The organism is Clostridium carboxidivorans P7 (assembly GCF_001038625.1).
In the GTDB taxonomy this organism is placed as follows: Bacteria; Bacillota; Clostridia; order Clostridiales; family Clostridiaceae; genus Clostridium_AM; species Clostridium_AM carboxidivorans.
Window position 1 is genome coordinate 2,603,130 of record NZ_CP011803.1, and the last position, 24,698, is coordinate 2,627,827.

The 24,698-nt window shown below is 30.9% G+C and carries 22 protein-coding genes and 2 pseudogenes; 6 read left to right on the forward strand and 18 right to left on the reverse strand.

What is annotated here, in order from left to right; translation table 11 throughout:
- Window positions 1-3: 3 nt before the first annotated feature.
- The 6 genes from Ccar_RS11405 to Ccar_RS27720 form a co-directional block, all read right to left on the reverse strand.
- Window positions 4-1,146: an acyl-CoA dehydrogenase gene (locus Ccar_RS11405; protein WP_007061099.1), complete on the reverse strand. Its 1,143-nt coding sequence runs from the start codon at window positions 1,144-1,146 to the stop codon at window positions 4-6.
- A gap of 97 nt (window positions 1,147-1,243) precedes the next feature.
- The gene (locus tag Ccar_RS11410; protein WP_007061098.1) at window positions 1,244-2,671 is read right to left on the reverse strand and encodes an FAD-binding oxidoreductase; all 1,428 of its coding nucleotides are present in this window, start codon (window positions 2,669-2,671) and stop codon (window positions 1,244-1,246) included.
- A 45-nt stretch (window positions 2,672-2,716) separates the two neighbouring features.
- On the reverse strand, window positions 2,717-4,303 hold the full coding sequence (locus tag Ccar_RS11415; RefSeq protein ID WP_007061097.1) for an L-lactate permease: 1,587 nt from the start codon (window positions 4,301-4,303) through the stop codon (window positions 2,717-2,719).
- A gap of 160 nt (window positions 4,304-4,463) precedes the next feature.
- Window positions 4,464-5,408 carry an electron transfer flavoprotein subunit alpha/FixB family protein gene (locus Ccar_RS11420; protein WP_007061096.1) on the reverse strand — a complete coding sequence of 315 codons (945 nt, stop codon included), beginning with the start codon at window positions 5,406-5,408 and terminating at the stop codon, window positions 4,464-4,466.
- A gap of 21 nt (window positions 5,409-5,429) precedes the next feature.
- Window positions 5,430-6,215, reverse strand: a complete 786-nt coding sequence (locus Ccar_RS11425) for an electron transfer flavoprotein subunit beta/FixA family protein (protein WP_007065012.1) — start codon at window positions 6,213-6,215, stop codon at window positions 5,430-5,432.
- Window positions 6,216-6,504: 289 nt separating this feature from the next.
- On the reverse strand, window positions 6,505-6,552 hold the full coding sequence (locus tag Ccar_RS27720) for a hypothetical protein (protein WP_237737364.1): 48 nt from the start codon (window positions 6,550-6,552) through the stop codon (window positions 6,505-6,507).
- Window positions 6,553-7,182: 630 nt separating this feature from the next.
- On the opposite strand from Ccar_RS27720, the gene Ccar_RS11430 reads away from it, so the two are divergent.
- Complete coding sequence (locus Ccar_RS11430; RefSeq protein WP_007061093.1) at window positions 7,183-7,428, forward strand: hypothetical protein; 246 nt, start codon at window positions 7,183-7,185, stop codon at window positions 7,426-7,428.
- A 21-nt stretch (window positions 7,429-7,449) separates the two neighbouring features.
- Window positions 7,450-7,950 carry a nitroreductase family protein gene (locus Ccar_RS11435; protein WP_007061092.1) on the forward strand — a complete coding sequence of 167 codons (501 nt, stop codon included), beginning with the start codon at window positions 7,450-7,452 and terminating at the stop codon, window positions 7,948-7,950.
- Window positions 7,951-8,286: 336 nt separating this feature from the next.
- Here Ccar_RS11435 and Ccar_RS11440 read toward each other — a convergent pair whose 3' ends face one another.
- Complete coding sequence (locus tag Ccar_RS11440) at window positions 8,287-8,823, reverse strand: cysteine hydrolase family protein (RefSeq protein WP_007061091.1); 537 nt, start codon at window positions 8,821-8,823, stop codon at window positions 8,287-8,289.
- A gap of 180 nt (window positions 8,824-9,003) precedes the next feature.
- Here Ccar_RS11440 and Ccar_RS11445 point away from each other — a divergent pair, with 180 nt between their 5' ends.
- Entirely contained in the window at window positions 9,004-9,924 is a 921-nt protein-coding gene (locus Ccar_RS11445) for a tetratricopeptide repeat protein (RefSeq protein ID WP_007061090.1), read from the forward strand.
- Between the two features lie 53 nt (window positions 9,925-9,977).
- Here Ccar_RS11445 and Ccar_RS11450 read toward each other — a convergent pair whose 3' ends face one another.
- Window positions 9,978-10,667 carry a hypothetical protein gene (locus Ccar_RS11450; protein WP_007061089.1) on the reverse strand — a complete coding sequence of 230 codons (690 nt, stop codon included), beginning with the start codon at window positions 10,665-10,667 and terminating at the stop codon, window positions 9,978-9,980.
- Window positions 10,668-10,790: 123 nt separating this feature from the next.
- Window positions 10,791-12,239, reverse strand: coding sequence for an MFS transporter (locus Ccar_RS11455; protein WP_007061088.1), 1,449 nt, complete (start codon window positions 12,237-12,239; stop codon window positions 10,791-10,793).
- Between the two features lie 219 nt (window positions 12,240-12,458).
- On the opposite strand from Ccar_RS11455, the gene Ccar_RS11460 reads away from it, so the two are divergent.
- Window positions 12,459-14,468, forward strand: coding sequence for a methyl-accepting chemotaxis protein (locus Ccar_RS11460; protein WP_007061087.1), 2,010 nt, complete (start codon window positions 12,459-12,461; stop codon window positions 14,466-14,468).
- 257 nt (window positions 14,469-14,725) lie between these two features.
- The gene (locus Ccar_RS11465; protein WP_007061086.1) at window positions 14,726-15,790 is read left to right on the forward strand and encodes an HD-GYP domain-containing protein; all 1,065 of its coding nucleotides are present in this window, start codon (window positions 14,726-14,728) and stop codon (window positions 15,788-15,790) included.
- A gap of 160 nt (window positions 15,791-15,950) precedes the next feature.
- On the opposite strand, the gene Ccar_RS11470 is transcribed toward Ccar_RS11465, so the two are convergent.
- The gene (locus tag Ccar_RS11470) at window positions 15,951-16,364 is read right to left on the reverse strand and encodes a CGGC domain-containing protein (protein WP_007061085.1); all 414 of its coding nucleotides are present in this window, start codon (window positions 16,362-16,364) and stop codon (window positions 15,951-15,953) included.
- A gap of 102 nt (window positions 16,365-16,466) precedes the next feature.
- Between Ccar_RS11470 and pdxR the strand changes: the two genes are divergently transcribed.
- Window positions 16,467-17,873, forward strand: coding sequence for a MocR-like pyridoxine biosynthesis transcription factor PdxR (gene pdxR / locus Ccar_RS11475; RefSeq protein WP_007061084.1), 1,407 nt, complete (start codon window positions 16,467-16,469; stop codon window positions 17,871-17,873).
- A gap of 367 nt (window positions 17,874-18,240) precedes the next feature.
- Here pdxR and Ccar_RS11480 read toward each other — a convergent pair whose 3' ends face one another.
- The 8 genes and pseudogenes from Ccar_RS11480 to Ccar_RS11510 all read right to left on the reverse strand — a co-directional run bounded on the left by Ccar_RS11480 (window position 18,241) and on the right by Ccar_RS11510 (window position 24,646).
- The gene (locus Ccar_RS11480) at window positions 18,241-19,587 is read right to left on the reverse strand and encodes a B12-binding domain-containing radical SAM protein (RefSeq protein ID WP_007061083.1); all 1,347 of its coding nucleotides are present in this window, start codon (window positions 19,585-19,587) and stop codon (window positions 18,241-18,243) included.
- 32 nt (window positions 19,588-19,619) lie between these two features.
- A complete protein-coding gene (locus Ccar_RS11485; protein WP_007061082.1) occupies window positions 19,620-20,075 on the reverse strand; it encodes a DUF2975 domain-containing protein in 456 nt (151 codons plus the stop codon).
- 49 nt (window positions 20,076-20,124) lie between these two features.
- A complete protein-coding gene (locus Ccar_RS11490) occupies window positions 20,125-20,334 on the reverse strand; it encodes a helix-turn-helix domain-containing protein (RefSeq protein WP_007061081.1) in 210 nt (69 codons plus the stop codon).
- Between the two features lie 9 nt (window positions 20,335-20,343).
- Window positions 20,344-20,796 carry a DUF2975 domain-containing protein gene (locus Ccar_RS11495; protein ID WP_007061080.1) on the reverse strand — a complete coding sequence of 151 codons (453 nt, stop codon included), beginning with the start codon at window positions 20,794-20,796 and terminating at the stop codon, window positions 20,344-20,346.
- 292 nt (window positions 20,797-21,088) lie between these two features.
- A pseudogene (locus Ccar_RS26355) lies at window positions 21,089-21,262 on the reverse strand (HTH domain-containing protein); the annotation flags it as partial.
- Between the two features lie 49 nt (window positions 21,263-21,311).
- Window positions 21,312-21,897, reverse strand: a pseudogene (locus Ccar_RS11500) (2-keto-3-deoxygluconate permease); the annotation flags it as partial.
- 510 nt (window positions 21,898-22,407) lie between these two features.
- Window positions 22,408-22,899, reverse strand: coding sequence for a MarR family winged helix-turn-helix transcriptional regulator (locus Ccar_RS11505; protein ID WP_007061077.1), 492 nt, complete (start codon window positions 22,897-22,899; stop codon window positions 22,408-22,410).
- A 154-nt stretch (window positions 22,900-23,053) separates the two neighbouring features.
- Window positions 23,054-24,646 carry an MFS transporter gene (locus tag Ccar_RS11510; protein WP_007061076.1) on the reverse strand — a complete coding sequence of 531 codons (1,593 nt, stop codon included), beginning with the start codon at window positions 24,644-24,646 and terminating at the stop codon, window positions 23,054-23,056.
- Between the last annotated feature and the right edge of the window lie 52 nt (window positions 24,647-24,698).

Genomic DNA, 24,698 nt, shown 5'->3' on the forward strand with positions numbered 1-24,698 from the left:
TAACTATCTAACACCCATCCATCCAGAAATTACCATCATTTGAACTTCTGATGTTCCTTCATAAATTTCTGTTATTTTTGCATCACGCATCATTCTTTCAATTGGATAATCACTTGAATATCCATATCCACCGAATAATTGTAAGCAGCGTCTTGTTACATCACTAGCATTTCTAGAAGCAACTAATTTTGCCATAGCAGCTAAATGTGTATATGGTTCATTATTATCCTTTGCACATGCAGCTTGATATACTAAAAGCTTTGCAGCTTCTGTATTTGCACGCATTTGAGCAAGTTCAAATTGTGTATTTTGGAATTTTGAAATAGTACGTCCAAATTGAACACGTTCATTTACATATTTTATAGTTTCTTCTATTGCACCTTCTGCAATACCAAGAGCTTGTGCAGCAATACCAATACGGCCTCCATCAAGAGTTGCCATTGCAATTTTAAATCCTTTACCTTCTTCTCCTAAAAGATTTTCCTTTGGAACTATGCAATTATCAAAGAATAATTCACAAGTAGAAGATGCTCTTATTCCCATCTTTAATTCATGATTTCCAACAGAGAATCCTGGAAAATCTTTTTCAACGATAAATGCTGAAATACCTTTTGTACCCTTGCTCTTATCTGTCATAGCAAGAACAATATATACATCTGCAAATCCTGCATTAGTAATGAAAATTTTGCTACCATTTAATACATAATGGTCTCCTTCAAGTACTGCTGTTGACTTTTGCATAGCTGAATCAGTTCCAGCACAAGGTTCTGTTAATGCAAAGGCACCTAATTTTTCACCAGAAGCAAGTGGTTTTAAATATTTTTCCTTTTGTGCGTCAGTACCATATGCATAAATAGGTCCTGTACCAAGACTTGTATGTGCTGAAATGATGGTACTTGTTGTTGCACAACATTTAGCTAATTCTTCTACACATTGCATATAGCTTAATGTGTCCATGCCTGCTCCACCATATTCTTCAGGATATGGAATTCCAAGCAATCCCATTTCAGCCATTTTTGCTACATTTTCTTTTGGGAATCTCATAGTTTCATCTATTTCTTTTGCAATTGGTTTTACCTCTTTTTGTGCAAAATCGCGGTACATTTGTTGTAATTGTTCATGATTTTCATCTTGTTTAAAATTCATATTAATTTCCTACCTTTCTTTCCATATGTGCATATAATTTTGCTTTATTAATTATTATTAATTATTATTATTTATTATTATTTATTATTAATTACTATTATTTATCTAATGAATAGCATACCTTACCTGGATTCATAATATAGTTCGGATCAAAAGCTTTTTTAATACCTTTCATTAAATCCATATTTATGTTTCCAACACTATCTGCTAAATAGCTAATTTTTCCACTACCAATTCCATGTTCTCCTGAAACAAGACCACCACAGTCTGTTGCTTCTTTATAGATGATCTTAAAGAATTTATCAACTCTTGTTTTAAATTCTGACTCTTCTAAGTCATTACTGCATTGGTATATATGAAGATTTCCATCTCCTGCATGTCCAAAACTCTTAATAGTTAATCCACATTCTTCACCAGTTTTATTTACAAAAGTAAGATAAGAAGCAATCTTATTTACTGGAACTACAACGTCACATTCATCTAATAATTTTGTTTCTGCCATAATTGCATCTAAGAAGCTAGAACGTGCAGCCCATGCATCCTTCATTTTTGCAGGTGTATCTGCTACAAGAACATCAATTGCTCCTGCTTCTAAAACTATTTCACTTGCTTGTTCAATAAGATTATTTAATTCATCTTCACTACTTGCATCTAAAGTAACAAGTAAGTATGCATTTGCAGTTACTCCATCAACTACTTGTGGGAATACACTCTTTCCAACATATCTTTCACTAGCTAATACAATTTCTCTTTCCATAAATTCTAATGCCTGTGGATTCATGTGCTCCATTTTAAATTTAGGAACAGTAGCAATACAATCATCTAAATTTTCAAAAGGAATAATTAAACTTGCAGCTACCTTTGGTGCTGGCATAGTTTTCAAAGTAATCTCTGTAATGATTCCAAGAGTACCTTCTGAACCAATCATTAAATTCAAAAGACTGTAACCTGAACTTGTTTTTGATACTGAAGCTCCAAAGTTAGTAATTTCTCCTGATGGAAGTACAACTGTCATTGCACGTACATAATCACGAGTTGCACCGTATTTAACAGCTCTCATTCCACCAGCATTTGTTGAAACATTTCCGCCTAAACAAGCAGATTTTTCACCAGGATCTGGAGCATATAATAGTCCATGTTTTGCACAGTCCTCTGCAAGATCCTTTAATAAAACACCAGCTTGAACACGAACAACAAAGTTCTCCATGTCATAAGAAAGTATTTTATTCATCTTTGAAATATCAATCAGAACTCCTCCTAAAAGTGGAACTGCTCCTCCTGCAAGTCCTGTTCCTGCTCCTCTTGGAGTTACTGGTATTTTGTTTTCATTACATATTTTTACTACTGCAGCAACTTCTTCTGTAGAGTGTGCAACTAATACAACTTGTGGATCTTTTTTTCCATAAATAGGCATTTCATCATGACAATAATCTTTATTTATATCATCACCTAACAAAATATGTCCTGGAGCTGCCTCCTTAAGTTTTGAAATTAATTCTTCTGTCAATTCATTGTAATTAGCCATAGTAATCCTTCCCTTCTAATTTTTTCTTACCATATTATTAAAAGTTTATATTAATGTTCCTACAAAACATACGATGCCGGCAATAACTACATAGATCATAAAATATTTAAACACACTTCCTAAAACTTTACTTTCTGAACCAGATTTGTTAATTGCAGTTACACCAATTGCAATACTTTGAGGACAAATCATCTTTCCTATACCTGCTCCAAGAACATTGCCTGCTGCCATCCATGATGCAGAAAGTCCAAGACTTGTAGCTGTTTTTGCTTGTAATCCTCCGAATAAAACGCAAGTTGATGTACCTGAGCCTGTAACAAATGCTCCAATAGCTCCAATTAATGGGGAAATCAATGGATATGCTCTTCCTGTAACTACAACTAAAAGACCTGCAATATCTGCAATCATTCCACTATAGCCCATTACCTTTGCTACTGCCATAACTGCGCAAATTGTAGCCATCGCTTTCCAGTTTGCTTTTAATGTAGCAATCAATACGTCGAACATGGTTGATACTTTCGCACCTTGAATAATACCACCAATAATTGCAGCAATAAAGATGATAACACCTGGTGTATTGATCCAACTAAAAGTTAATTTACCTCCGCCTTTACCAGCATATACAACCGCAACGGTTTTGTATTTTGCAATTAAATGATTGATTGCTGGACATAAAGTTGATGTAATTATTAACATTACAAATATTAAAATAAACGGACTCCATGCTTGTAATGCTTTACCAAATGTTATAGTTTCTCCTTTATCTTGAGCTACTGCTGAAGCTGTTTCTTCTTTAGTTACTGAAGAAGCTGTTTCTTCCTTAGTTTCAATGCTGTACTCATCTTCAGGTTTTTTATTAAAGACTTTTGCTGCAATAACTGTACATGCCATGCAGCAAATAGAACCTACTATATTTGGTAATTCAGCTCCAACTGCTGTTGCTGTTATATACCAAGGTAGTACAAATGCTAATGCTGAAATTAACGTAATAAGAAATGCTCCTCTTAATGCCTTTATTCCACCACCTACAATACATACCATAATAAATGGACTAATAAAAGCAAGAATTACTTCAATCATTGCTGTATTTGCTGCTAATGTGTGAGATGCAATTCCTGTTACTGATGAGAGTGTTACTAGTGGTATTCCAACTGATCCAAATGCAGTTGGTGTACTATTAGCAACTAAACAAGCTACAACTGATGCAAATGGATTTAATCCAACACCAGCGAGCATAGATGCTGGAATAGCAACGGCTGTGCCAAACCCTGCCATACCTTCCATGAAATTACCGAATCCCCATCCAATAATTAACACTAAAACTCTCTTGTCAATAGAAACTCCAGCCAACATTTTCTTTATGGAATCCATTGCGCCTGTACGTAAAGTCAAATTATACGTAAACAAAGCTGCAACAATAACCAAACAAATTGGCCACAAAGCATTGAGTAATCCTTCTAATACTGCTGTTGCAGTATAAACAACATTTAATTTCCAAAAACCAATAGCTAAAATCACTGTAAGAACAAGTGCAATAGAGCAAGCTTTATGACCTGGCATTTTTAATTTACTTAATGCCACTATAAGCCAAAGAATTGGTAACATAGCTAATAAAAATTTAAAAAATAACATCGCTTTTTTCCCCTTATTCAAACTTTTATGGTACTACTTTCTTATTAATTAGTACTACCATCTATATTTTGATCATATAACGTTTCCCTTGATTATTTAACATTATTTCCCATAGATTGTATTTTTAATAATTCTTTTCTAGCCTAAGGAACATAAAATTTTATTTTGCTTCTTCTTTTACTTTCTTCATTTCTTCAATCATAACTGGAATAACTTCATTTACATTTCCAACAATACTTACATCTGCAATTTCAAAAATTGGAGCTTCTTCATCTTTATTAATTGCCACAATATAATTAGAACCTGACATACCAGATGTATGTTGAGTTGCTCCAGAAATTCCACATGCGATATAAAGCTTTGGTGATACAATCTTTCCTGATTGTCCAACTTGATGTGAACGACAAATCCATCCATCTTCAATTGGTGGTCTTGTGGCACCTACCACACCGCCAAGTACATTTGCTAATTCTTCAACAAGTTTGAAGTTTTCTGCATTTCCCATTCCACGACCGCCAGCAACAATAATTTCTGCTTCTTCCAAGTTAACAGCTTCGCAAATGTCCTTTACCTTATCAACAATTTTTACCTTAATAGCACCTGCTGGAATTTCCACTTTTTTCTCTGTAACGGCTGCCTTAGAACCTTCTTCAGATTTTGGAAAACTTCCGCTTCTAACTGTAACTACTGCTGTGCCTTCTACTTCAATATGTTCTAAAACTGTACCACCATAAGCTGGTCTAGTGTATATAACTTTACCATCATCTTTACTCATTCCTATTACATCACTTACACAGCCTAAACCCATACGTGCTGTAATACGTGGTGCAACATCCTTAGCCATTGATGTATTTGACAATAAAACAATATCTGGATTTTCTTTCTTAACCATTTGTGATAATACTTCTGTCAAAGTATCACAATCTGCAGCAGCATCTATAAAAATAACTGGAGTTCCCAAATTAGCTACTGTATCAGCTGCTACTCTGCTGCCTACTATAAGGGCTGTTCCCTCTGCATCTAATGCCTTTGCTGCACTAATTAATTCAAGGCTTCCACCTAAAACTTTTTCACCATCTGTTTCCATAAACAATAATGCTTTCATATCTTTATTTTCCCCCCTTAATTAGATTGCCTTATCCTTTTTCATTTGCTCTAAAGCAGTACTTACTGCTAGTGTTGCATCTTTTTCTTGAATTTTGATACCAGCTGCTCTCTTAGGAGGTTCAACATATTCAATACAACGTGCTTTTGCTTGTTTTACCTCTCCAATTTCTGCAGATGAATAAGTTGGAATAACTGCCTTACGACTTTTCATCTTAGTTTTAATGGTAGGATAACGCGGATCATAATTTGGTTTGCTTATTGTTATTACCGCTGGAGAGTCTAAAGAAACTACATTATATCCTTCTTCAGTTTCTTGATGAACGCTCATAGCATTCTCTTCTAAATTTATTTCAACTGCACTGCTGACAAAGCTTGTTCCCAATTCTTCAGCAAGCATTGCTCCTACTTGACCAGTAATTTCATCTGTAGATTCCTTTCCACAAAGAATCAAATCAAATTTTATATCTTTATCTTTTTCAATCTTATGAACAGCATCTGCCAAAACATGAGCTGTGCCAAGAGCATCTAAATCTGCATATAAGTCATCTTTTATAAAAAATGCTTCCTGTGCTCCTACTGCAAGACAATTTTTTAACGTATTCAAAGAATCCTCTGCTCCAACAGTTAATACACTAACATTTCCTCCATGCGCTTCCATAAAACGAACCGCTAATTCTAATGCATATGTGTCAAATGCATTGGCTACCGGAGTAACCCCATTTAAATTAGGTTTTTTTACCTTATTATCCAAATGAATTTCAACAGAATCATCTGGAACTTGTTTTACGCATACTAGAATCTGCATAACCTTCATCCCCTTTACCTTTTAGTATATACTTGCCATAAATATAAAAAAATTTATTACATAAAACTCATTTTATCTTTTAACTATTTTTTTCTATAAATGCTGTCATATTTTTCTTTTCATCATCATCAGCATCTAATTCTCTTAAAGTTCCTGAATTTAGTGCATTTAAGGCTTTAGTTCTTATTGCTCCTCACTAACCTGGTTTTTCATTTTTTACAAGAGTTATGTTTTTTAATTTCATATTCATCCCTCCTCTAAATATAAATGATTTGTTAGCAAAATCCCTTTAATTTAATATGCTTTTAGGATCAAATGCTAACTTAATATTTTTCATTAATTCTACATAGTCTTTTCCATATGTTTTTATATTAGCGTAGTGGTAATATAGTATTATGGTCCTACCACTAAGTTAGTATTTTTGAAAAATCCAATATAGTCAAAACTACAAAATATATAATTGCTTGTAAAAAACGTTTACAGTAACTATAAAGGACTTTATCAACATGTAATTAGCCTTATCCTTGCCAATTCAAAAACTTCAATGCTTCAATGCTTCAATTAAAAATTTGAAGCAAATTATTATAAGTAAAGCAGCAAACATACATCCATTTTTTTGAAAGTGGACGTATGGTATGACCACTTAACACTTTTAATGTTAGCACAATATTCACATAATTACCATAATAGTTATTTTTTTAACAATATCAGATGAGTTATGTAAATTCATGAAAACATTGTATGAATAACCTTTTAATTCCATTATTTCCTCTAATAAAAAAAATATTTTTTCTTATCAGATACTTCTGAAAAATTAATCGTTGTTATTTTTTTAACATTCTCATTTGATTGCCACACATAGTAAATATATTACCTATGTCATATATTTTTTCATAACTTAAGTAACTATTTTAGTTTATTATATATTAAAATTTATTCACAAGAAAAAGTTTAGAAGGTGAAGTATATGTCCAACTTACAATCAGTAAATTTGTTTGAAATATTGATAACTATTTTTCTTGCTTTAACAGGAATAGTATCTGGCATGGTAACAAAGGTATTTACTAGAGAATATGGGGTATTATATCAAAAGGTGGACTACCTGCTGCCATATTTTAAACACTATACTTTTCTATACTACGATACCAAAAAGTGCCTGCTTGATAGTGATAAATCTATTTTGTATAATAATAGAACAATTAAAAAATACTAGTAAATAAGGAGGAGTTATTATATGAATATAATATTAAATAGAAAAAGTATAAGAAAATATAAGGACATAAAAGTAAGTAGCGAAATAGTTGAAGATTTATTAAGAGCAGCTATGGCAGCACCTTCTGCAGGAAACGAACAACCTTGGGATTTCATAATTTTAAGAGATAAGGCAATCATGAAAAAAATCACTGAATTTCATCCTTATTCAAAACCACTATTAAATGCCGATGTTGCCATTGTAGTTTGTGGAGATAAGGCAAAGGAAAAATTTGAAGGATACTGGGTTCAAGATTGCTCAGCAGCTTCTGAAAATATATTATTAGCTGCTGAAGATAAAGGGTTAGGAGCTGTATGGCTAGGTGTCTACCCACTAGAAGATAGAATTATTCCATTAAAAGAGCTTCTCAATCTACCAGAGAGTGTAATTCCTTTATCAATAATTTCCATTGGATATCCTGACGAACAAAGAAAACCAGAAGATAGATTTAATAAGCAAAGAATACATTATGACAGATGGTAATCAGTAAGGCTAGAAGTATAACCATCAATTTATATATAGCTAACAAGCATTTTTTAGAGGACAAAGGACAGTGAAGGTAAGTTTTCCTCCTTACGTCGGAAAACTAGTTTATTTTTAAACTTATTTTGCTAACGCAAAGCAAGCTTCCAATTTATATAAGTCAGCAATGTTTCGCTTTAGGGAAACGAGTCATCAAAAACTTAATTGAAGATTTTTCGTAGCAAAGCGGAGAAAAATCATCCTTCACTGTCCTCTGTCAATTGTCCTCTGCCCTCTGAAAAAGTTGCGTCACATCGTGCTTATTATGTTAATTCAAAACTTGAAATGTGAGAAGGTCTACTTATTTATTAAAACCTTCATTACCTCATCAACTGGAATAACATTGGCAAAACGATTATTCCAAATCTTATAATTATAAAATTCATAAAGCTTCTCACCAGATAGATATTCATTGTCAAGAGTTGAGTTTGTTTCTTCTGGAATAATTATCTTGTATCCACAATCAAAGGCACTTTTACAAGTAGCATCAATACAATATTCTGTTTGAAGTCCCATTAATATAATGGTATCTATCTTCTTGCTCTCTAAATACTTCTTCAATTCAGTTTTATGAAAAGCACTATTATATTGTTTCTCGAAAATTAATTCATCACTGTTAGGTGCTATTTCATCATAAATCTGCCACCCATCTGTCCCCTTTTCAAGTTCAGTGCCCTTTCCATCATCATGACGTACATATATAACTTCTTTTTTATTATCTCTTGCAGTTGAAACAAGTTTTTTAATATTTTCAATTACTCCTTTTTCATTATAAGGATGTTTCTCAATTAATGCATTTTGAACATCTACAACCATCAAAATAATATTACTCATATAACTTCTTCCTTTCAAATATATCTTATTTATTACTCTCTTATTATAAAAAATAATGTATAATTTGTATAATGAATAATTTTGTTTATAGATTTTCGGATTTTCTACTTACGTTAACATGACATAATAAAAATGTTATAATTGAAGAACTAAATTAAAAATAATAGAAAGAGTGTATTTATGAAGGACGATGTACAAATTAATAAATATTTAGAAAAAGCAGAAGAAGCTTTTGAAGAAAACAAATTGATTAAGGCTCTAGATTTATATAATAAAGCTTATGAACTTTCAAATGGTGAAGATGTGGATACAATAATTAATTTAGCTTTAATATATGACTCTTTGGGAAAATCAGAGAAAGCTAAAGATTATTATAAAGAAGCTTTAAACATAGATGATTATGAAGAAAGAGCTTATTATGGTTTAGCTACAATACATGATGAAGAAGAAAATTATGAAGAAGCTATAAAGTTATATAATAAAGCTATTTATATAAATCCAAACTATCATAAGGCTTATTTTTTCTTAGCCAATGTTTATGATGTATCTGGAAAAAAAGATTTGGCAATAGAAACTTATGAAAAATTGTTAAATTTAAATCCTATGGATTTTTGGGCAAATTTAAATCTAGGATGTATTTATGAAGAACGAAATGAAAATGGTGCTGCCTATAAAAAGTTTTCAAAAGCTTTAAAAATAGATTCAAATAATCATTTAGCCTTGTTCAATATGGGGGTAATTTATTATAAGCTTAATATGATAGAAAAGGCAATTAACTTCTACGAAAGAGCAATTGAAAAAGATAAGAATTATGAATACAGTTATTTAAACTTAGCTGTAATCTATAAATATACAGATACAAAAAAAGGTATAGAAGTTTTATCCAGTGGAATTAATAATTGCAGCGAAACACATTTTTTATATTATAACAGGAGTTGTTTTTATGCCTTGATTGGTGAAGAAAATAAGGCTTGTGAAGATATAATTATGGCTTTAAAATTATATCCAAAGTTTTTAAAATATATTTTGGAAGACGAAGAATTGGAAAAGGTAATAAAATTAAGTTCATTTCAAGACTTTGTGGCTAAATACAGTTTATAAATTTAAAAGGCTCATACTTTTAAACAAGTATGAGTCTGCCATATTTAAAAAATCTATTTTATCCCAATTTTTTTCTTTCCATAATCACTAGATTTTTCTATTGCTACTATTGGTTTTAAACTTCTAAATTCATATTCCTCTAATGGCATATCTTTGAGAATATCTATAACTTCCTCAAAATTATCCTCCAAATTTAATTTTTTCTCAGCTAAAAATTCTTCAAGTGAAAAATTCTCCCACTCAATCCACTTAACATAGTTGGTGCGCTCATTTATATAATTTTTAAATTCATCATATTTTTGTACCTTTTTTACTACTTCAGCACAAATAAAAAAGTTGCACACATAGCTTCTATATTTTTCAGGCAGCATACATCCTATTCCTTGATTTACAAATGGACATGCTCTGAAAAAAATAGATTTATCCTTAACAGAAGTATCATATACATGCCTGGTTTTAATATATTTCCTATACCCTATTTCATCAAAATACCCCTTTGCGTGAATATAATAATTATAAACTTTTACTTTTGGAAGATTCACAATACTGTTTAATACTTTTAATCCATCTTTCTCTTTTGCCATTTTATGAATTTCATACAATGTAAATTTAGGAAAATACCAACAGCATCCTCTATTTTTTATAGAACATAAACTCTTTCCAAAAACACTTTGGCAATCACTACAAGAACTACAACTATACTGAGGACTGCCTTGATTAACTTTTAAATCAACTTTAACCATACTAGCCTCCTAATTTAGTCATAAAATAATATTTCTACTTTAAATGTTACCACTTTTTAATTACATAACCAAATTAAGTAACCAAATCAAGATATTTACTCATATCGAAAGTATCTGTATTATTTAATTTACCTTTTTAGTTGTACCTTTTATTAGCGATGTTATAATGGCAGCAAATGCTATTGCAGACCCTACTGTATATGCAAGATGAAGAGCTCCAGTAAAGGCTTGAACCTTTATTTCATTAGAACTTAATCCTTTTGTTGAAAGAGTTCTAAGCAAGTAATTTTGATGGGTACTAAAAATTGCACCAGATATTGCTATTCCCAGTACCATTCCTATATTTCTCATAGTAGCAAGTATACTTGAAGCAATACCTCTTCTATTGTTTGCAACACTACCCATTATAGCACTGTTGTTAGGAGTCTGGAATAAGCCAGTACCTAAGCCTGTAATCATAAGGGACATAGCAATATAGCTATGGGAGGATCCAATTTTTAAATTACTTAAAAGGTAGATACCAAAGGAGGCTATAGCCATACCTAATGCACTGATATATCTACTATCTATTCTATCAGAGACAGCACCACTTATAGGAGCTATAAACATGGTTGTAAGAGGCATAGGTATCATTAAAAATCCTGCCTTTGATGGTGGAAGCCCTCTTAATTGCTGTAGGTAAAAAGGCATAATTAATACTACCGAAAATTGTGCTATAAAACTTAGAAGTGCTGATAAATTACTCATAGAAAAGAGCTTGTTTTTAAACATGGTTAAATCCATCATAGGATATTGAGTTTTCTTTTCTACAAAAATAAAAAGACCAAGCAGCATTACTCCTCCAATAAGTGAGGTTATTATATAAGGATTCTCCCATCCGTAGGTTTCAGTATAGCTTAGAGGAAGAAGTATGGTAATTAATGATGCAAAAATTAGTACAGAGCCTTTTATATCAAAGGGCTGCTTATCAATAATTGTACTTTTAGGAATAACCTTTTCAGCAAAAAAACAACCAAATATTCCAATAGGTATATTAATATAGAAAATACTCTCCCATCCTAAAAGAGAAGTTAAAATACCTCCTATAACCGGACCTGTGGCAAGTGCAATTGAAACAGAAACAGCTATGATACCTAAAGATTTTCCACGTTCTTTTGGCGGTGTAATATTTGTAATAATAGCAGAACTCATGGACATAAGCATTCCTGCTCCTACTGCTTGAATAATACGTGAAATGATTAAAATAATTATATTTGGTGATATTCCACATAAAAAAGATCCTAAAGTAAAAATTATAAATCCTCTAACATAAACTTTTTTATGGCCATACATATCTCCCATTCTTCCATAGGTAATGAGAAGGCTGCTTATTATAAGGAGATAAGACATCACAACCCATTCAATAGTTGAGAGATTTGTATTAAAGTGAGCGCTTATATTAGGTAATGCTATGTTTACTACACTGGAATCTAATGCAGACATAAAAGTACCTAAAGCAACTGCAGCAACGGCAAGTTTTCTTTTAGATTTTGATAATTGAAAAGATGTTTTTTTATCAACAATTTTTCCCATATTGGGCACTTCCTCCTTGACGACTCAAGATTTCCTTTAAAAATTATATCATACCAAATACTTTGAAGATATAGTAAATTGTTAACAAATTGTTAACGTATCTCAAGGGTTGTTACAAAAATGTATCAAATATAGTAATATAATATTAATATTTTCGCAAATAAACCCATTAAAAAATATTAATTTCGTAAAAACATCAAATTTTGGGGGGCATGCTGTATGAATAGTATAAAAAATAGGATAACTTTTTCAATGCTGCTATTAATTGTTTTATTATTATTTTGTTCATCTGCCGGAAGTTATTTCATATCTAGAAACATACTTGTAAATCAATATAGTAATAAAATGAGTATATCATCCGAAAAGTATTCTGAAATTGTAAATGGATGGCTTGATAAGGAAACCATAAAATTTAAAGACATTGTGGATAATATGTATGACAACAACATAATAGGTGACAATAATAAATTAACAGACTATTTTAAGCAAAAGCTTAAAGCAAATCCTAACATTTCAGATTTATATATGGGATTTACAAATAAAACTCATATAGACGGATCAGGATGGATTCCGCCATCAGATTTTGATCCTACAAAAAGAGATTGGTACAAAAATGCCATTTCAAAAAATGGAATAGTCTATGTGCCTTATTATGATCTGGTAACTAAGAAAATGGTTGTATCAATATCTACCACTGTATCAAAAGATGGAGTATTACTAGGTGTAGTTTCTGAAGATATAAAAATGGATTCTATTACAAATGTAATAGAAAAAGCAAAACCAATTGAAAATAGCTATGGTTACTTAATTGATGATAGAAATAATGTATTAGTTCATCCCTATAAAGATTTAAAACCTGAAAAGGACAAGCTTAAAAGTTTATATGACTTTATGGGTGGAAAGTATAAAACTATTACAGAAAAAAATGGACAAATCATAAATATGGATGATTATGATGGAATAAACAAATACTTTTCAGCTTCTAAAGTAAATGCATCTAATTGGACTATTGGATTTGCAGTTCCTAAAAGCGAATTCACAAAAGATCTTCGCTCACTTATAGCATTAAACTTAATTATATTCATTATATGCATAGTTGCAGCTATTATATTTTCAAGATATGTTGCCATCATAATATCAAGACCTATAGATAATATAAGACATGTAATAGCACAAATAGGAAAATTGAATTTCAACTATAATGCAAATAAATTAGATAGTGTAATTAATAATCGAGATGAATTAGCAGATATAGCAGTGGATATACAATCACTTTCCAAAACTTTAACTTCTGTAGTTCAAGATATAAAAAACAGTTCTTATGATGTGCTTGAGTATTCAAATAGTATATTGCATGCATTAAATGAATCCTCAACATCAATAGAAGAAATATCAAAAACAGCCGAAGAAATGGCTAGTGACTCAGTTTTACAAGCAGGTGAAGCAAATAAAGGAAATGAAAAACTAAATGATTTATCTGATAAAATAAATAATATAGCAGGTAAAGCAAATAAATTCAAAGAACATTTTTCAAATGTAAAAAGTATAAACGATAATGGAATATTAGAAATAAAATCACTAAATTTAAAACTAAATGATAATAATAAAACCGTTTGGGAAGCAGCAAGGAATATGAATGATCTTGCTGAAAAATCCAAATCAATAGTTAAAATAGTAGATGAAATAGAGGCAGTATCAGAACAAACTAACTTACTTGCATTAAATGCAGCTATTGAGGCTGCAAGAGCAGGTGAAGCAGGAAAAGGATTTTCAGTAGTAGCAGGAGAGGTTCGATTGCTTTCAGAGGAAACCAAGAAATCTGTAACTAATATTTCCAAAGTAGTAAATGAAATAAGCGAAGAAATAAAAACAGTACTAAAAAATGTTGAAAGTGTAGCCAAAACTAATACCGAAGTCAATGAAAGCATGGAAAAATCCAATGAATCATTTAATACAATGAAAAAATCCATGGATGAAATTATTTTAAACATAGATGGCCTGTTTGAAAAAATTAATCAAGTAGATGCAGACAAGAATTTAGTTGTAAAATCCATAGAAAGTATATCCTCCATTTCAGAAAAATCCTCTGAAGGAAGTCAGGAGTTAGCAGCTTCAGTTGAAGAACAAAACAATTCAATAGAAAGCATAAATATGAGCATGAAAAAACTCAAGGGTATATCTGAAAAACTTGATGATATAGTTGGCAAGTTTAATCTAGAGGACAATTGACAAAGTACGGAGGACAGTGAAGGTTGATTTTTTGCTAACGGAGAAAAATCCTCCTTCACTGTCCTCTGTCCTCTCAAAAAAGTTGCTTTGTAATGATTTCAAAAGCTTTACTTCTTCAAATAACCATATATTGAAAAAATATACATTTAGTACTATAATAAACACTATGTAAGTAATTTTTAACCATATAAGTATAATTATTCAAACTAGGTATATCAAAAAACTTACGGCAAAAATTAAACATAGAGGTTAATGTTATGGAAAAACATAAAAAACTTTTGAATATTAACGACTTGAAAGTTGGAACGATATGTGCAAAAGAGATTAAATCACAAACAAGAATTCTTATAGAAAAAGGTGTACCTATTACTGAGTGTGCAATAAATAAGCTAAGAGATATTTATTTTTGTAATAAAATAGAAGTTTACTGTGAAGATGACAATGATATAGATAATAATTATGATAAAAGAATAAAAACTATAGAAAAAGTAGAAAAAAATTTTAGTAAACTTTCTTTGGATACTCAACAGATTTTTGAAGACATAGATCATTTACAGTCATCAGGTATATCAGAAGTGAGAAAGTTTGCCTCAAAAATTCAAAAAGAATTAGAACATACTAATGCAATTATAAAGGATATTGTGATTTATGGAAGCGGAAGCGATACAATATATAGACACGGTGTTAATGTGGCAGCTTTAAGCACTATTTTAGGAAAATGGATAGGTCTTAGTAAAAATGATTTAAATCTTCTTACCTACTCAGCAATTTTACATGACTTTGGGAAAACAAAAATAGATAAGAACATTCTTGATAAGCCAGGCCCTTTAACCTCAAAAGAATTTAATGTAATAAAGAATCATCCAGCTATCGGTTATAATTATATCAAACAAATTAAGTTTCTTGACAAATCTGTGAGCTTAGGTGTACTGATGCACCATGAAAAATCTGATGGTTCAGGTTATCCTCTTGGTTTAAAGGGAGACAAGATACATAAATTTGCAAAAATTATAGCTATTGCAGATGTGTTTGATGCAGTGAACTCAGACAGAATTTATAAGAAAAGTAAGAAACCTTTTGAGGCTCTGGAGCTGATTCAAAAAGAAAGCCTGGTAAGATTAGATTATGAGTACTGCAATATATTTCTCAATCATGTCATAAATTATTATATGGGTGAAAATGTACTGTTGAACAATGGAGCAGAATGTAAAATAATACAGGTTGATGTTAATAACATAAGAAGACCACTGCTACTTGACGATACTTCCTTTGTTGATTTAAAGAATGAAAAGGATTTATATATTGAAAAATTAATTTTATAATTACTTTGAGGCTATTAAAAAATAAAAAAGCATGGTTCATCGTAATTAATTCTACACTTATATATAGGCAAAAAAAACACAACAATGCTAATAAAGGTATTGTTGTGTTCTTTAATCATATCAAAGATGGAGATTTTTGTGTATAAATTATAAAAATACTCTACTCATAGCAATTGTATATACCTTCTTCTCTTTTCTTTTCGGCATTATTGCTTATATAGGACCCCTCAACTATATTTTTATAACCCTTCTTTATGACTATGTTTTTTATGTAATCTGCATGTGGACATCTATCATAGTGGTAATTCTCCGTTACCATGCAAGATGCCAAATGAACTACTACCTCATCTTTACTAATGTTATTCTTTTTATATGCCTTCTTGGAGAAATGTTCTAATTTGGAGGCAACTCCCTTTCCGCAGCATCCACCACAGGTAAAAGAAATATATCTTGTATCATCATCATAATCCTTAAAAACCTCATCCTTATTATAAAAAGCATTTGTACATGCAAATCCACTGCACCTTTTATGTGCAATATCGCATTGAATAATAACTACATATTTAGTACTCATAAATTACCCCTCCTTTTCTTTAAATTATAATTCCAATATGGTATCATCAAAAGTATCAGTTTTAATATATTTTATAGTATCAGTTATTGGAGGATATAAATAATGGTTGAAATTATGCCTATTTGGGATTACTCAAAAAACACTCCACTTTATGTGCAGTTATATGAATATATCAAACATGAAATACAGATTGGAACAATTAAACCAGAAACAAAATTGCCATCAAAGAGAAAGTTATCAACTTATCTAGGAATTAGCCAGAACACTATTCAAACTGCATATGAACAATTATGTGCAGAAGGATATGTAGAAAGTAGACCTCGTATAGGTATGTTTGTAACAAAAATAGAAGATAACTTATCATGTAATACACCACTTAGTAATAAGCCAGATAAAAGCATTAAATTAAATGAGGAATTTAAATACTTAATTGACTTTAGTTCAGGAAATGTTGATTTGGAGCATTTTCCATACTGTACATGGAGAAAATTAACAACCCAATGCTTATATTCGGATCAAAGCAATCTTTTATTAATAGGTGAATCTCAAGGGGAGGAATGTTTACGTAAAGAAATATCTAAATATCTTTTCCAATCAAGAAGTGTGAGATGCATTCCAGAACAAATTATTATTGGAGCAGGCATGCAATATTTAATGATATTATTATGTATGCTGTTAGGTAAAGACTATACATATGCAATTGAAAATCCTGGTTTTAATAAAGCAAGAAATGTTTTTATAGACCAAGGATTAGATGTCCATCCTATTTCAATAGATGAAGATGGCATTTGTGTAGAAGATTTAAGAAAAAGTTCTGCTAAAGTTGTCTATGTTACACCTTCTCACCAGTTTCCTTGTGGAATGGTTATGCCAGTTTCTCGAAGATTGGAATTGTTGAAATGGTGTGAAGAAAAAAATGGCTATATAATCGAAGACGATTACGACAGCGAATTTAGATATAGAGGTAAGCCAATTCCTTCTTTACAGGGATTAGATAGGAATGGTAAGGTTATTTATATGGGTACATTTTCAAAATCTCTAATTCCTTCAATCAGAATAAGTTATTTAGTTTTGCCTCAAAATTTGATTGAGAAATATCAAAAATATTTGAAAATATATAAACAAACCGTATCTAGACTCCATCAAAATACACTGTATAAATTTATGAAAGAAGGATATTTCTCAAGTCACATAAATAAGATGAGGACATTATATCGTAAAAAACATTCAATATTGCTTTCCTCAATTGATAAACATATGAAAGAAAAAACTGAGGTTATAGGTGCAAATTCTGGACTACACATTTTATTGAAAGTTAAAAATGGAATGACAGAGGAAGAATTAATTCAATGTGCTCATGATGTGAAAATAAAAATCTATCCAACTTCAATTCATTATAATCAGTGTCTAAGCAGTGAATTTCCTATGATTTTACTAGGTTTTGGTGGTTTAACAGAAAAGCAGATTGAAGATGGCATTAAGATATTAAAAAAAGCATGGCTTATTTAGTAAAGTAGTTTTGTATAACTTATTTTACATAAAAATCTACCAAAAAAGCTTCATGCCTTGATATAGATATAAAAGCTCTTGGAATCCTCTAGTTAAAATGTAAGTCAGTATAAAAAATTTTGTATCAAGAGTAAATTTACACTTTATAAATGGTAAATAAAAATCCCACTATCTACTTTATCCGATGGCTACCATCCGTAACACTTCCATCACACTCTGTGAAAGCGACTATCTCCAAATCATAGATTTGGGATATCTGCTTTTCTTAAGGTGGAAGATAACGGCTGACACGCCCCTGGATAAGTTCTTCTAAGACTCATATGTAGAGAGGTATTCCTCATAAGAAAACTCCATCTGAGTCTAAGAATCACTTGATAAAATAAGCCACCCATCTGAAAAATCTTCCTACATTTTTAAAAGAAACTATATTACACAATAATTCTGTCAGCTTACCAAACTTCCTATAAAATAAATTAAATGCTAGAAATGGAATCCACTGCTTTTTAGATTTTGGTAATCTTTTAACTATATTTTTAAAAGTATACATCTCTTTATATATCCATAAATAGCCCTTGTATAATTCTTCTGCTGTCATATTCTTGGGTTTATACACTACATGTGCAGTATTATAATTTGACAAATTAAAATCTACAATTCTATTTTCCTCCATTAATGATGAATACAACTTTGTACCAGGATATGGAGTAAGTATATGTGAAGTGACCGTTTCTATCTTATTTTTAACTATCCATTCTAATGTATTCTTAAATACAGAAACATCATCTTCATCTAATCCAAAAACAAAACTTGCATTTATCATTATTCCTCTTTCATGTATTTCCTCTACGAGCTTCTCATATCTCTTTACACTATTTTGTACCTTGTGAACACTATCTATTGACTTACTATTTATGCTTTCAAAACCTATAAACAGACTTTGACAACCAGCTGCCTTCATTTCATCTAATAATTCAGGCATGTCTACTATATTGGAGGTAACTGCTGCATTCCACTTTAGCTTAAGCGGTTTTATTTCCTTCAATAATTTTTTTGTCCATTTTGGATTTCCAATAAAATTATCATCAATAAACATTATATGGTTTGTTTTTAATGCATTTATATCTTTAATTACATCATCTATGGGTCTATTAATATAAGTTTTAAGTACACTTTTGCAACTATTGTAGCAAAAATCACATTCAAAAGGACATCCCCTGCTTGTACTAATTATATTAGTATATAAATACTTTTTATTATCAATACTGGAATAGTCAGGTGATACTATTTCTTCCCCAGCAATGTTTTCCATATCATAATATATCTTCTTAAGTGAATTATTTTTTTTATCTTCAAGGATTTTTACCCAAACTCTCTCAGCCATTCCTACAGATATTGCATCAAAACTATTGACAGCACTCTCTGGATCTGCTGTAATGTGTATGCCACCTGCAATTACTGTAACATTGCGACTTTGAAACTCCTTTGATATTTCCACCGCCCTATTCATAACATCTACAGTAACAGTTATTGCTACCAAATCTACAGGTTCATCAAAATCTATCTTTTCAACATTTTCATTCTCAATAATAACTTCATGCTCTTTCGGCGTAAGATTTGCTATTGTGAGTAATGCTAATGAAGGGGCCATCCTTGTTTTTAACTTTGTATCCATAGGTCTTGGAAACATTTTCGGTTGGATTAATTTAATCTTCATACCTTCCCTCCTTAAATAACTTTACTCAACATTTAACTGATTTTATTACTATTGCATCTTTTTTCAAAAACATTAGCAAAGACTGCACTTACACTAGTAGATAAAATGACTAATAATGCAAATAGTATGATTCCTGGGGCGTCATCTCCATCCGCCATGAGAAATAAGAGCGGCATAGCTATCACATATAAAACACTGACTGTAATTCCACAATATCTTGCGTTCTTTAAAGCATTTAAAGATTGTTCTGACACAGCATTATTCTTGTTAACATAGCTTAAGAATTTTATAGTCTGATACAGAGCAAATAAGAACGGCATCACCGCTCCATACAAGCCTATAAAACCGATATATTGCAAATAGGCTGACACTGGAATCACATGTGATAGTCCTGTTATTACCATAGGCAACAAAAATATAAACAAAGTAAGAATCGGACTTCCAATAAAAACAGCTACTTTTAAAAAAATTGTTGAACTTCGTTTCATAAAAAAACCTCCTGTATTCCTTATATTGTGCACAAAAGATTACTAATTTTTATATATCATTTCTGTATTCTAAAATATCACCTGGTTGGCATCCCAAAGCTTTACATATTCCTTCTAAAGTTGAAAATCGAATAGCTTTTGCCTTTCCATTCTTTAGTATAGAGAGATTTGCCATAGTTATTCCAACTTTCTCTGAAAGTTCCGTTACACTCATTTTTCTTTTAGCTAACATCACATCTACATTAATTATAATAGCCATTATATCACCTCAGACTGTTAAGTCATTTTCTGATTTTATATTTATGGCTTCTTTTAACAGCTTTTGAAGAACAGCAGCAAAAACTGCAATCACAATGGATGCAAAAGTAAAGATAATTGGAAATGCTACAAGACCTGGTGCATCGTCTGCATCTGCTATGGGAAATAAGAGTGGTATTAGTCCTACATATAAAATACTAATTGTAATTGCGCTGTATTTTATATACTTTAAAGCATTTACAGCTAAATCTGAGAAAGCTTTTTTATTGTCAATATAGCTTAAAAGTTTTAATGCCTGATACAGAGCAAAGAAAAACAATATTGCTGTGGTATACACACCTACTAAAATGGGATAAGACAAATAATTTACAAATCCAGGCAACCAAAATATGCACAAAGCAAGGACTGGACTTCCAATAAAAATAACAGCTATCTTTAATAAAATTGTTGATCCTAGTTTCATAAAAAGCACCTCATTTTTAATTCTTGTGTATAAGATAACATGCTTTTTATTGTTTTTCAATAAAAACTTATTGATTACCACTATGTATTTATTGTTGTATTTGAGATAACTAAACTATACATCAATTATTTTACAAATAAATTAAGAGCACTTCCAATTTATAACTTCTTCCCTTGTATAAATACTTTAAAAAATAAAAATTATTTACTACAAAAAGAACATATCACAATTTATGAATAAATGCTCTTTATAAATTTACATTTATGTATAATAAGACATCATACCCCTACCACTAAATTTTGTGATACTTATGCTGGGGTCTTCCAACTTTACCATACTCAACTAATTTATCTATTTTATTTTCCTTTTCCATATATTCAAGATATCTTCTAACAGTTACCCTTGCTATTCCTAATTTTTCTGCCAATTCCTCCGCTGTAAAATCCTCATAATTCCTTTTTTCTATCTATACCAGGACCTCCTGCTTTTGCAATAGTTGCAAGATTCATTCCTGCACCTAATGCAACAAGTGTAAAGAACGGACCATCTTTTAGAGATAACAAAGCATAAGCACCTACATCAGTTTCATCACCATACTGTGATGCAAGTGATGCATATAATCCACCATTACAATTTGTGAGTGCCGAAAGAATAGCTAATGGTGATAACCCACAATACTCCTGCAGGTCCAAAAACTTTTCCCACAAAATTAATTTCACCAAACACTGGAGCTATAAGTTTTACAGTTTTCACTATATCGTCAATATTCTTTGTATCTACGCATATTGGAAATGCATCAACATTTGCAAATTCTTTAAATAAAATTGCCTTACCTTCCATAACTGGTAGTCCAGCTTTAGGACCTATGTCTCCAAGTCCCAATACTGCTGTTCCATCTGTAACTACTGCAACTAGATTGCCTTTTGAAGTATACTTGTACACGTTTTCTTCATTCTCATGAATCTTTCTACATGGCTCTGCAACTCCAGGAGTATATGCTAAACTTAAATCATCTCTTGTCTCAACCTTAATCTTTGATACTACTTCAATTTTTCCTGTATTTTTTTCATGTAATTTTAAACTTTCTTCAAAATAATTCATTTTTAAATCTTCCCTTCATTTTTTATATCAATTTTTTGTAACCGTTTGCTATGAGTAGATAATATCATCAATATTTACTTATTAAAATATTTTGAACTTTTAAAATATATTTTGGTCATTAAAAATACTTTGTCTAATTTATAACAACTATTTATCCTCTTTAAAAAGTTAAGTTATAAAATATTTGTACATTGAACAAAATAGTAAAGTACTACTATGAGTAAACTTTTATACAAGGAGGGATAAATGATGGGTGAAAAACATTGTTGCTCTTGCACAAGCCAACAAGAAAAAGAAAAGAAAGAAAATAACACTAAAACTAAACATAATAAAAAAACGAATAAGAAGGATTGATAGTGTAAGGTTTATAGGGCTAGATTAAGCTGAACTAGCTCTATTTTATTTATCTAAAAAACAAAACTACTGAATTTACAGTAGTTTATTAATAAAATATGAAATTTGAATCCATATTTGCTTTCAACACAAGATTTTATTAATGAGAAAAAAATTTTAACTTTCCTCTGTATATCTTTTTTTTATTTCATCTTCTGTGTATTTTATAATTTTTGTTCTTATATCTAAATATTTTTCCATATCTTCACTGGTAAAATGTGATAATACACTGCTTTGTACACTAGACATTTCCTCTACTAATTTATTGGCAAGTTCTACACCTTCTGGTGTTAACTTTATATAAATACGCCTTCTATCCACAGGATGAGGCAATCTTTCTACCAGATATTTTTTTTGCAAGCCATCTACCATATTAGTTGTAGTCTGCCTTAAAATAGCTAGCTTATCAGCAATTACTGAAGGTTCAATTCCATTTTGATATTTTCTTAAAAGTCTAATTATACGATATTCAGAATAACTAACTCCATGATATGTCATCATCTCATTAAACCAAAAATTCATCTGAGTGTTGATGGATGATTGATTATCTAAGGTATCCAATACTTTTTTGCGGAATAAGTGCTCTGCTTCTATTTTTGAATCATTCATTGTTATTTTTCTCACTCCTAGTTTATCTAAATATTTAAAGCATGATTGATGCTGCATAACTATATTATATAATTAATTATTCATATGTAAAAGAGTGCAATATTTTTTAACCTTTTGCTATCATAATTAAACCTTATTTAAATTTATATATAAATTATTTTCTAAGTCTTCCTTTATATTCTACTTGATCTAAAGGTATCTCTTTTAAAAGTAGTGCAGAAATAACACCTATACATATGAAACAAGCTGCAGTTATAAATACTGAACGTAAAGAAGCCTGTAAAGTATTTCTTACAACTTGTACAACTGTATTATATTGAGAAGGATCAGTAAAAGTTGCTTGCAATTGCTTTAGTGAACCTTTATTTACCAATACACGTGCTGTAGATACCAGTGATACTTGTTTAGGATTTAAAGAAAGATTGGATATATTACTTACAATAAATTTGGCATAAACACTATTCAGTATAGATCCTAGTAGTGCTGGTGCAAGTGCATTTCCTAAAGCAGTAAAGAAGAATAGCGTACCATTACCAACTCCATAATCTTTAGGTTCAATATACGCCATAGCACTTAAAGTGTTGATAGAAGGCATCCATGAACCTCCTCCTACATTATAAATAGCTCTGGCAGCAATTATTGCAATTAAAGATATTGTTGCAGGCATTATTCCAAAGAACAGCATAATCATAACCGCACATGAAGGAGCCAGTACAAGCATCCATTTATAATGTTTAGTTTTATCCATCATAAATCCTGCAAAAGCACCCATAAAGATACCTATAAAGCTTGCTGGAATTTCAAGTGTTGCATAAATAGTTGCTGACTTTCCCATAACTCCCTGTACATAAAGACTTAAATAAGTAGCTACACAAGTAAGTCCAAATGTCATAGTTACAGATATAAGACAGCATGCTAAAAAGTTTCTGTTTTTCAGTAATTTAGTTGATATTATTGAATATTCTTGGATTCTTTCTTCGTGTTTCAAAAATAAAGCAAAAACTATTATTGACACAATCAGCATTATGATGATTGTTGGAGAATTCCATGCGAATCTGGATCCTCCCCATGACAAAGCTAATAAGAAATTAGAAACAGCAATTGTTAATCCTATAACACCTAAAATATCAATTCTTTTATCAGCATTTTCATTGATAACGTTAGGAACAGTAAACATTACGAATAAAAATGTTATAAGGAAAATTATTGCCGTAAGTACAAATACATATCTCCATGTCCAGTGTTCTGAAATCAGTGCCGCCAATGTAGGTAAAGTCAATTGGACTACACTCATTACTGAAAGTATGCTTCCACCTATTTTTCCACGTTCAGTTGGAGGAAACAGCTGACCTAAAAGTGCCATGTATGTGCCCTGCATAGCTCCAGCGCCGAATCCATTAACTGCATAACCTGCTATAAAAAACCAGATATTTGGAGCTGAAAAACATAGTACCTCCCCAGTTACCATAAGTCCTAATACAATTAATAGTATCTTTTTCTTACCATATATATCCCCCATCTTCCCCCAGAATGGAGCTGCAATAGCACCTGTTAAACTAAATACCATAGGTGCCCATGAATAATATGTAAGACCATTTAGTTCTCCTGAAATCATCGGAAGCAGAGCATTTGCCTTATATCTAGTAGACCAATATGCAAAACCGCAAATTAAAATGGCAATAGCGCAAAGAGTCTTTCTCTTAGATGACATTGTTTCAAGTTCATCAGTTTTTAGACCTCCTGGCATAACATTATCCCCCCATATTCTATTTTCTTTATAAGATAAACAGATTCCATAG

What these genes read in the sequence shown, in the direction of transcription:
- Ccar_RS11405 (WP_007061099.1), bottom strand. Translation starts at nt 1,146, where the DNA reads ATGAATTTTAAACAAGATGAAAATCATGAACAATTACAACAAATGTAC.
- Ccar_RS11410 (WP_007061098.1), bottom strand. Translation starts at nt 2,671, where the DNA reads ATGGCTAATTACAATGAATTGACAGAAGAATTAATTTCAAAACTTAAG.
- Ccar_RS11415 (WP_007061097.1), bottom strand. Translation starts at nt 4,303, where the DNA reads ATGTTATTTTTTAAATTTTTATTAGCTATGTTACCAATTCTTTGGCTT.
- Ccar_RS11420 (WP_007061096.1), bottom strand. Translation starts at nt 5,408, where the DNA reads ATGAAAGCATTATTGTTTATGGAAACAGATGGTGAAAAAGTTTTAGGT.
- Ccar_RS11425 (WP_007065012.1), bottom strand. Translation starts at nt 6,215, where the DNA reads ATGCAGATTCTAGTATGCGTAAAACAAGTTCCAGATGATTCTGTTGAA.
- Ccar_RS11430 (WP_007061093.1), top strand. Translation starts at nt 7,183, where the DNA reads ATGTCCAACTTACAATCAGTAAATTTGTTTGAAATATTGATAACTATT.
- Ccar_RS11435 (WP_007061092.1), top strand. Translation starts at nt 7,450, where the DNA reads ATGAATATAATATTAAATAGAAAAAGTATAAGAAAATATAAGGACATA.
- Ccar_RS11440 (WP_007061091.1), bottom strand. Translation starts at nt 8,823, where the DNA reads ATGAGTAATATTATTTTGATGGTTGTAGATGTTCAAAATGCATTAATT.
- Ccar_RS11445 (WP_007061090.1), top strand. Translation starts at nt 9,004, where the DNA reads ATGAAGGACGATGTACAAATTAATAAATATTTAGAAAAAGCAGAAGAA.
- Ccar_RS11450 (WP_007061089.1), bottom strand. Translation starts at nt 10,667, where the DNA reads ATGGTTAAAGTTGATTTAAAAGTTAATCAAGGCAGTCCTCAGTATAGT.
- Ccar_RS11455 (WP_007061088.1), bottom strand. Translation starts at nt 12,239, where the DNA reads ATGGGAAAAATTGTTGATAAAAAAACATCTTTTCAATTATCAAAATCT.
- Ccar_RS11460 (WP_007061087.1), top strand. Translation starts at nt 12,459, where the DNA reads ATGAATAGTATAAAAAATAGGATAACTTTTTCAATGCTGCTATTAATT.
- Ccar_RS11465 (WP_007061086.1), top strand. Translation starts at nt 14,726, where the DNA reads ATGGAAAAACATAAAAAACTTTTGAATATTAACGACTTGAAAGTTGGA.
- Ccar_RS11470 (WP_007061085.1), bottom strand. Translation starts at nt 16,364, where the DNA reads ATGAGTACTAAATATGTAGTTATTATTCAATGCGATATTGCACATAAA.
- pdxR (WP_007061084.1), top strand. Translation starts at nt 16,467, where the DNA reads ATGGTTGAAATTATGCCTATTTGGGATTACTCAAAAAACACTCCACTT.
- Ccar_RS11480 (WP_007061083.1), bottom strand. Translation starts at nt 19,587, where the DNA reads ATGAAGATTAAATTAATCCAACCGAAAATGTTTCCAAGACCTATGGAT.
- Ccar_RS11485 (WP_007061082.1), bottom strand. Translation starts at nt 20,075, where the DNA reads ATGAAACGAAGTTCAACAATTTTTTTAAAAGTAGCTGTTTTTATTGGA.
- Ccar_RS11490 (WP_007061081.1), bottom strand. Translation starts at nt 20,334, where the DNA reads ATGGCTATTATAATTAATGTAGATGTGATGTTAGCTAAAAGAAAAATG.
- Ccar_RS11495 (WP_007061080.1), bottom strand. Translation starts at nt 20,796, where the DNA reads ATGAAACTAGGATCAACAATTTTATTAAAGATAGCTGTTATTTTTATT.
- Ccar_RS11505 (WP_007061077.1), bottom strand. Translation starts at nt 22,899, where the DNA reads ATGAATGATTCAAAAATAGAAGCAGAGCACTTATTCCGCAAAAAAGTA.
- Ccar_RS11510 (WP_007061076.1), bottom strand. Translation starts at nt 24,646, where the DNA reads ATGCCAGGAGGTCTAAAAACTGATGAACTTGAAACAATGTCATCTAAG.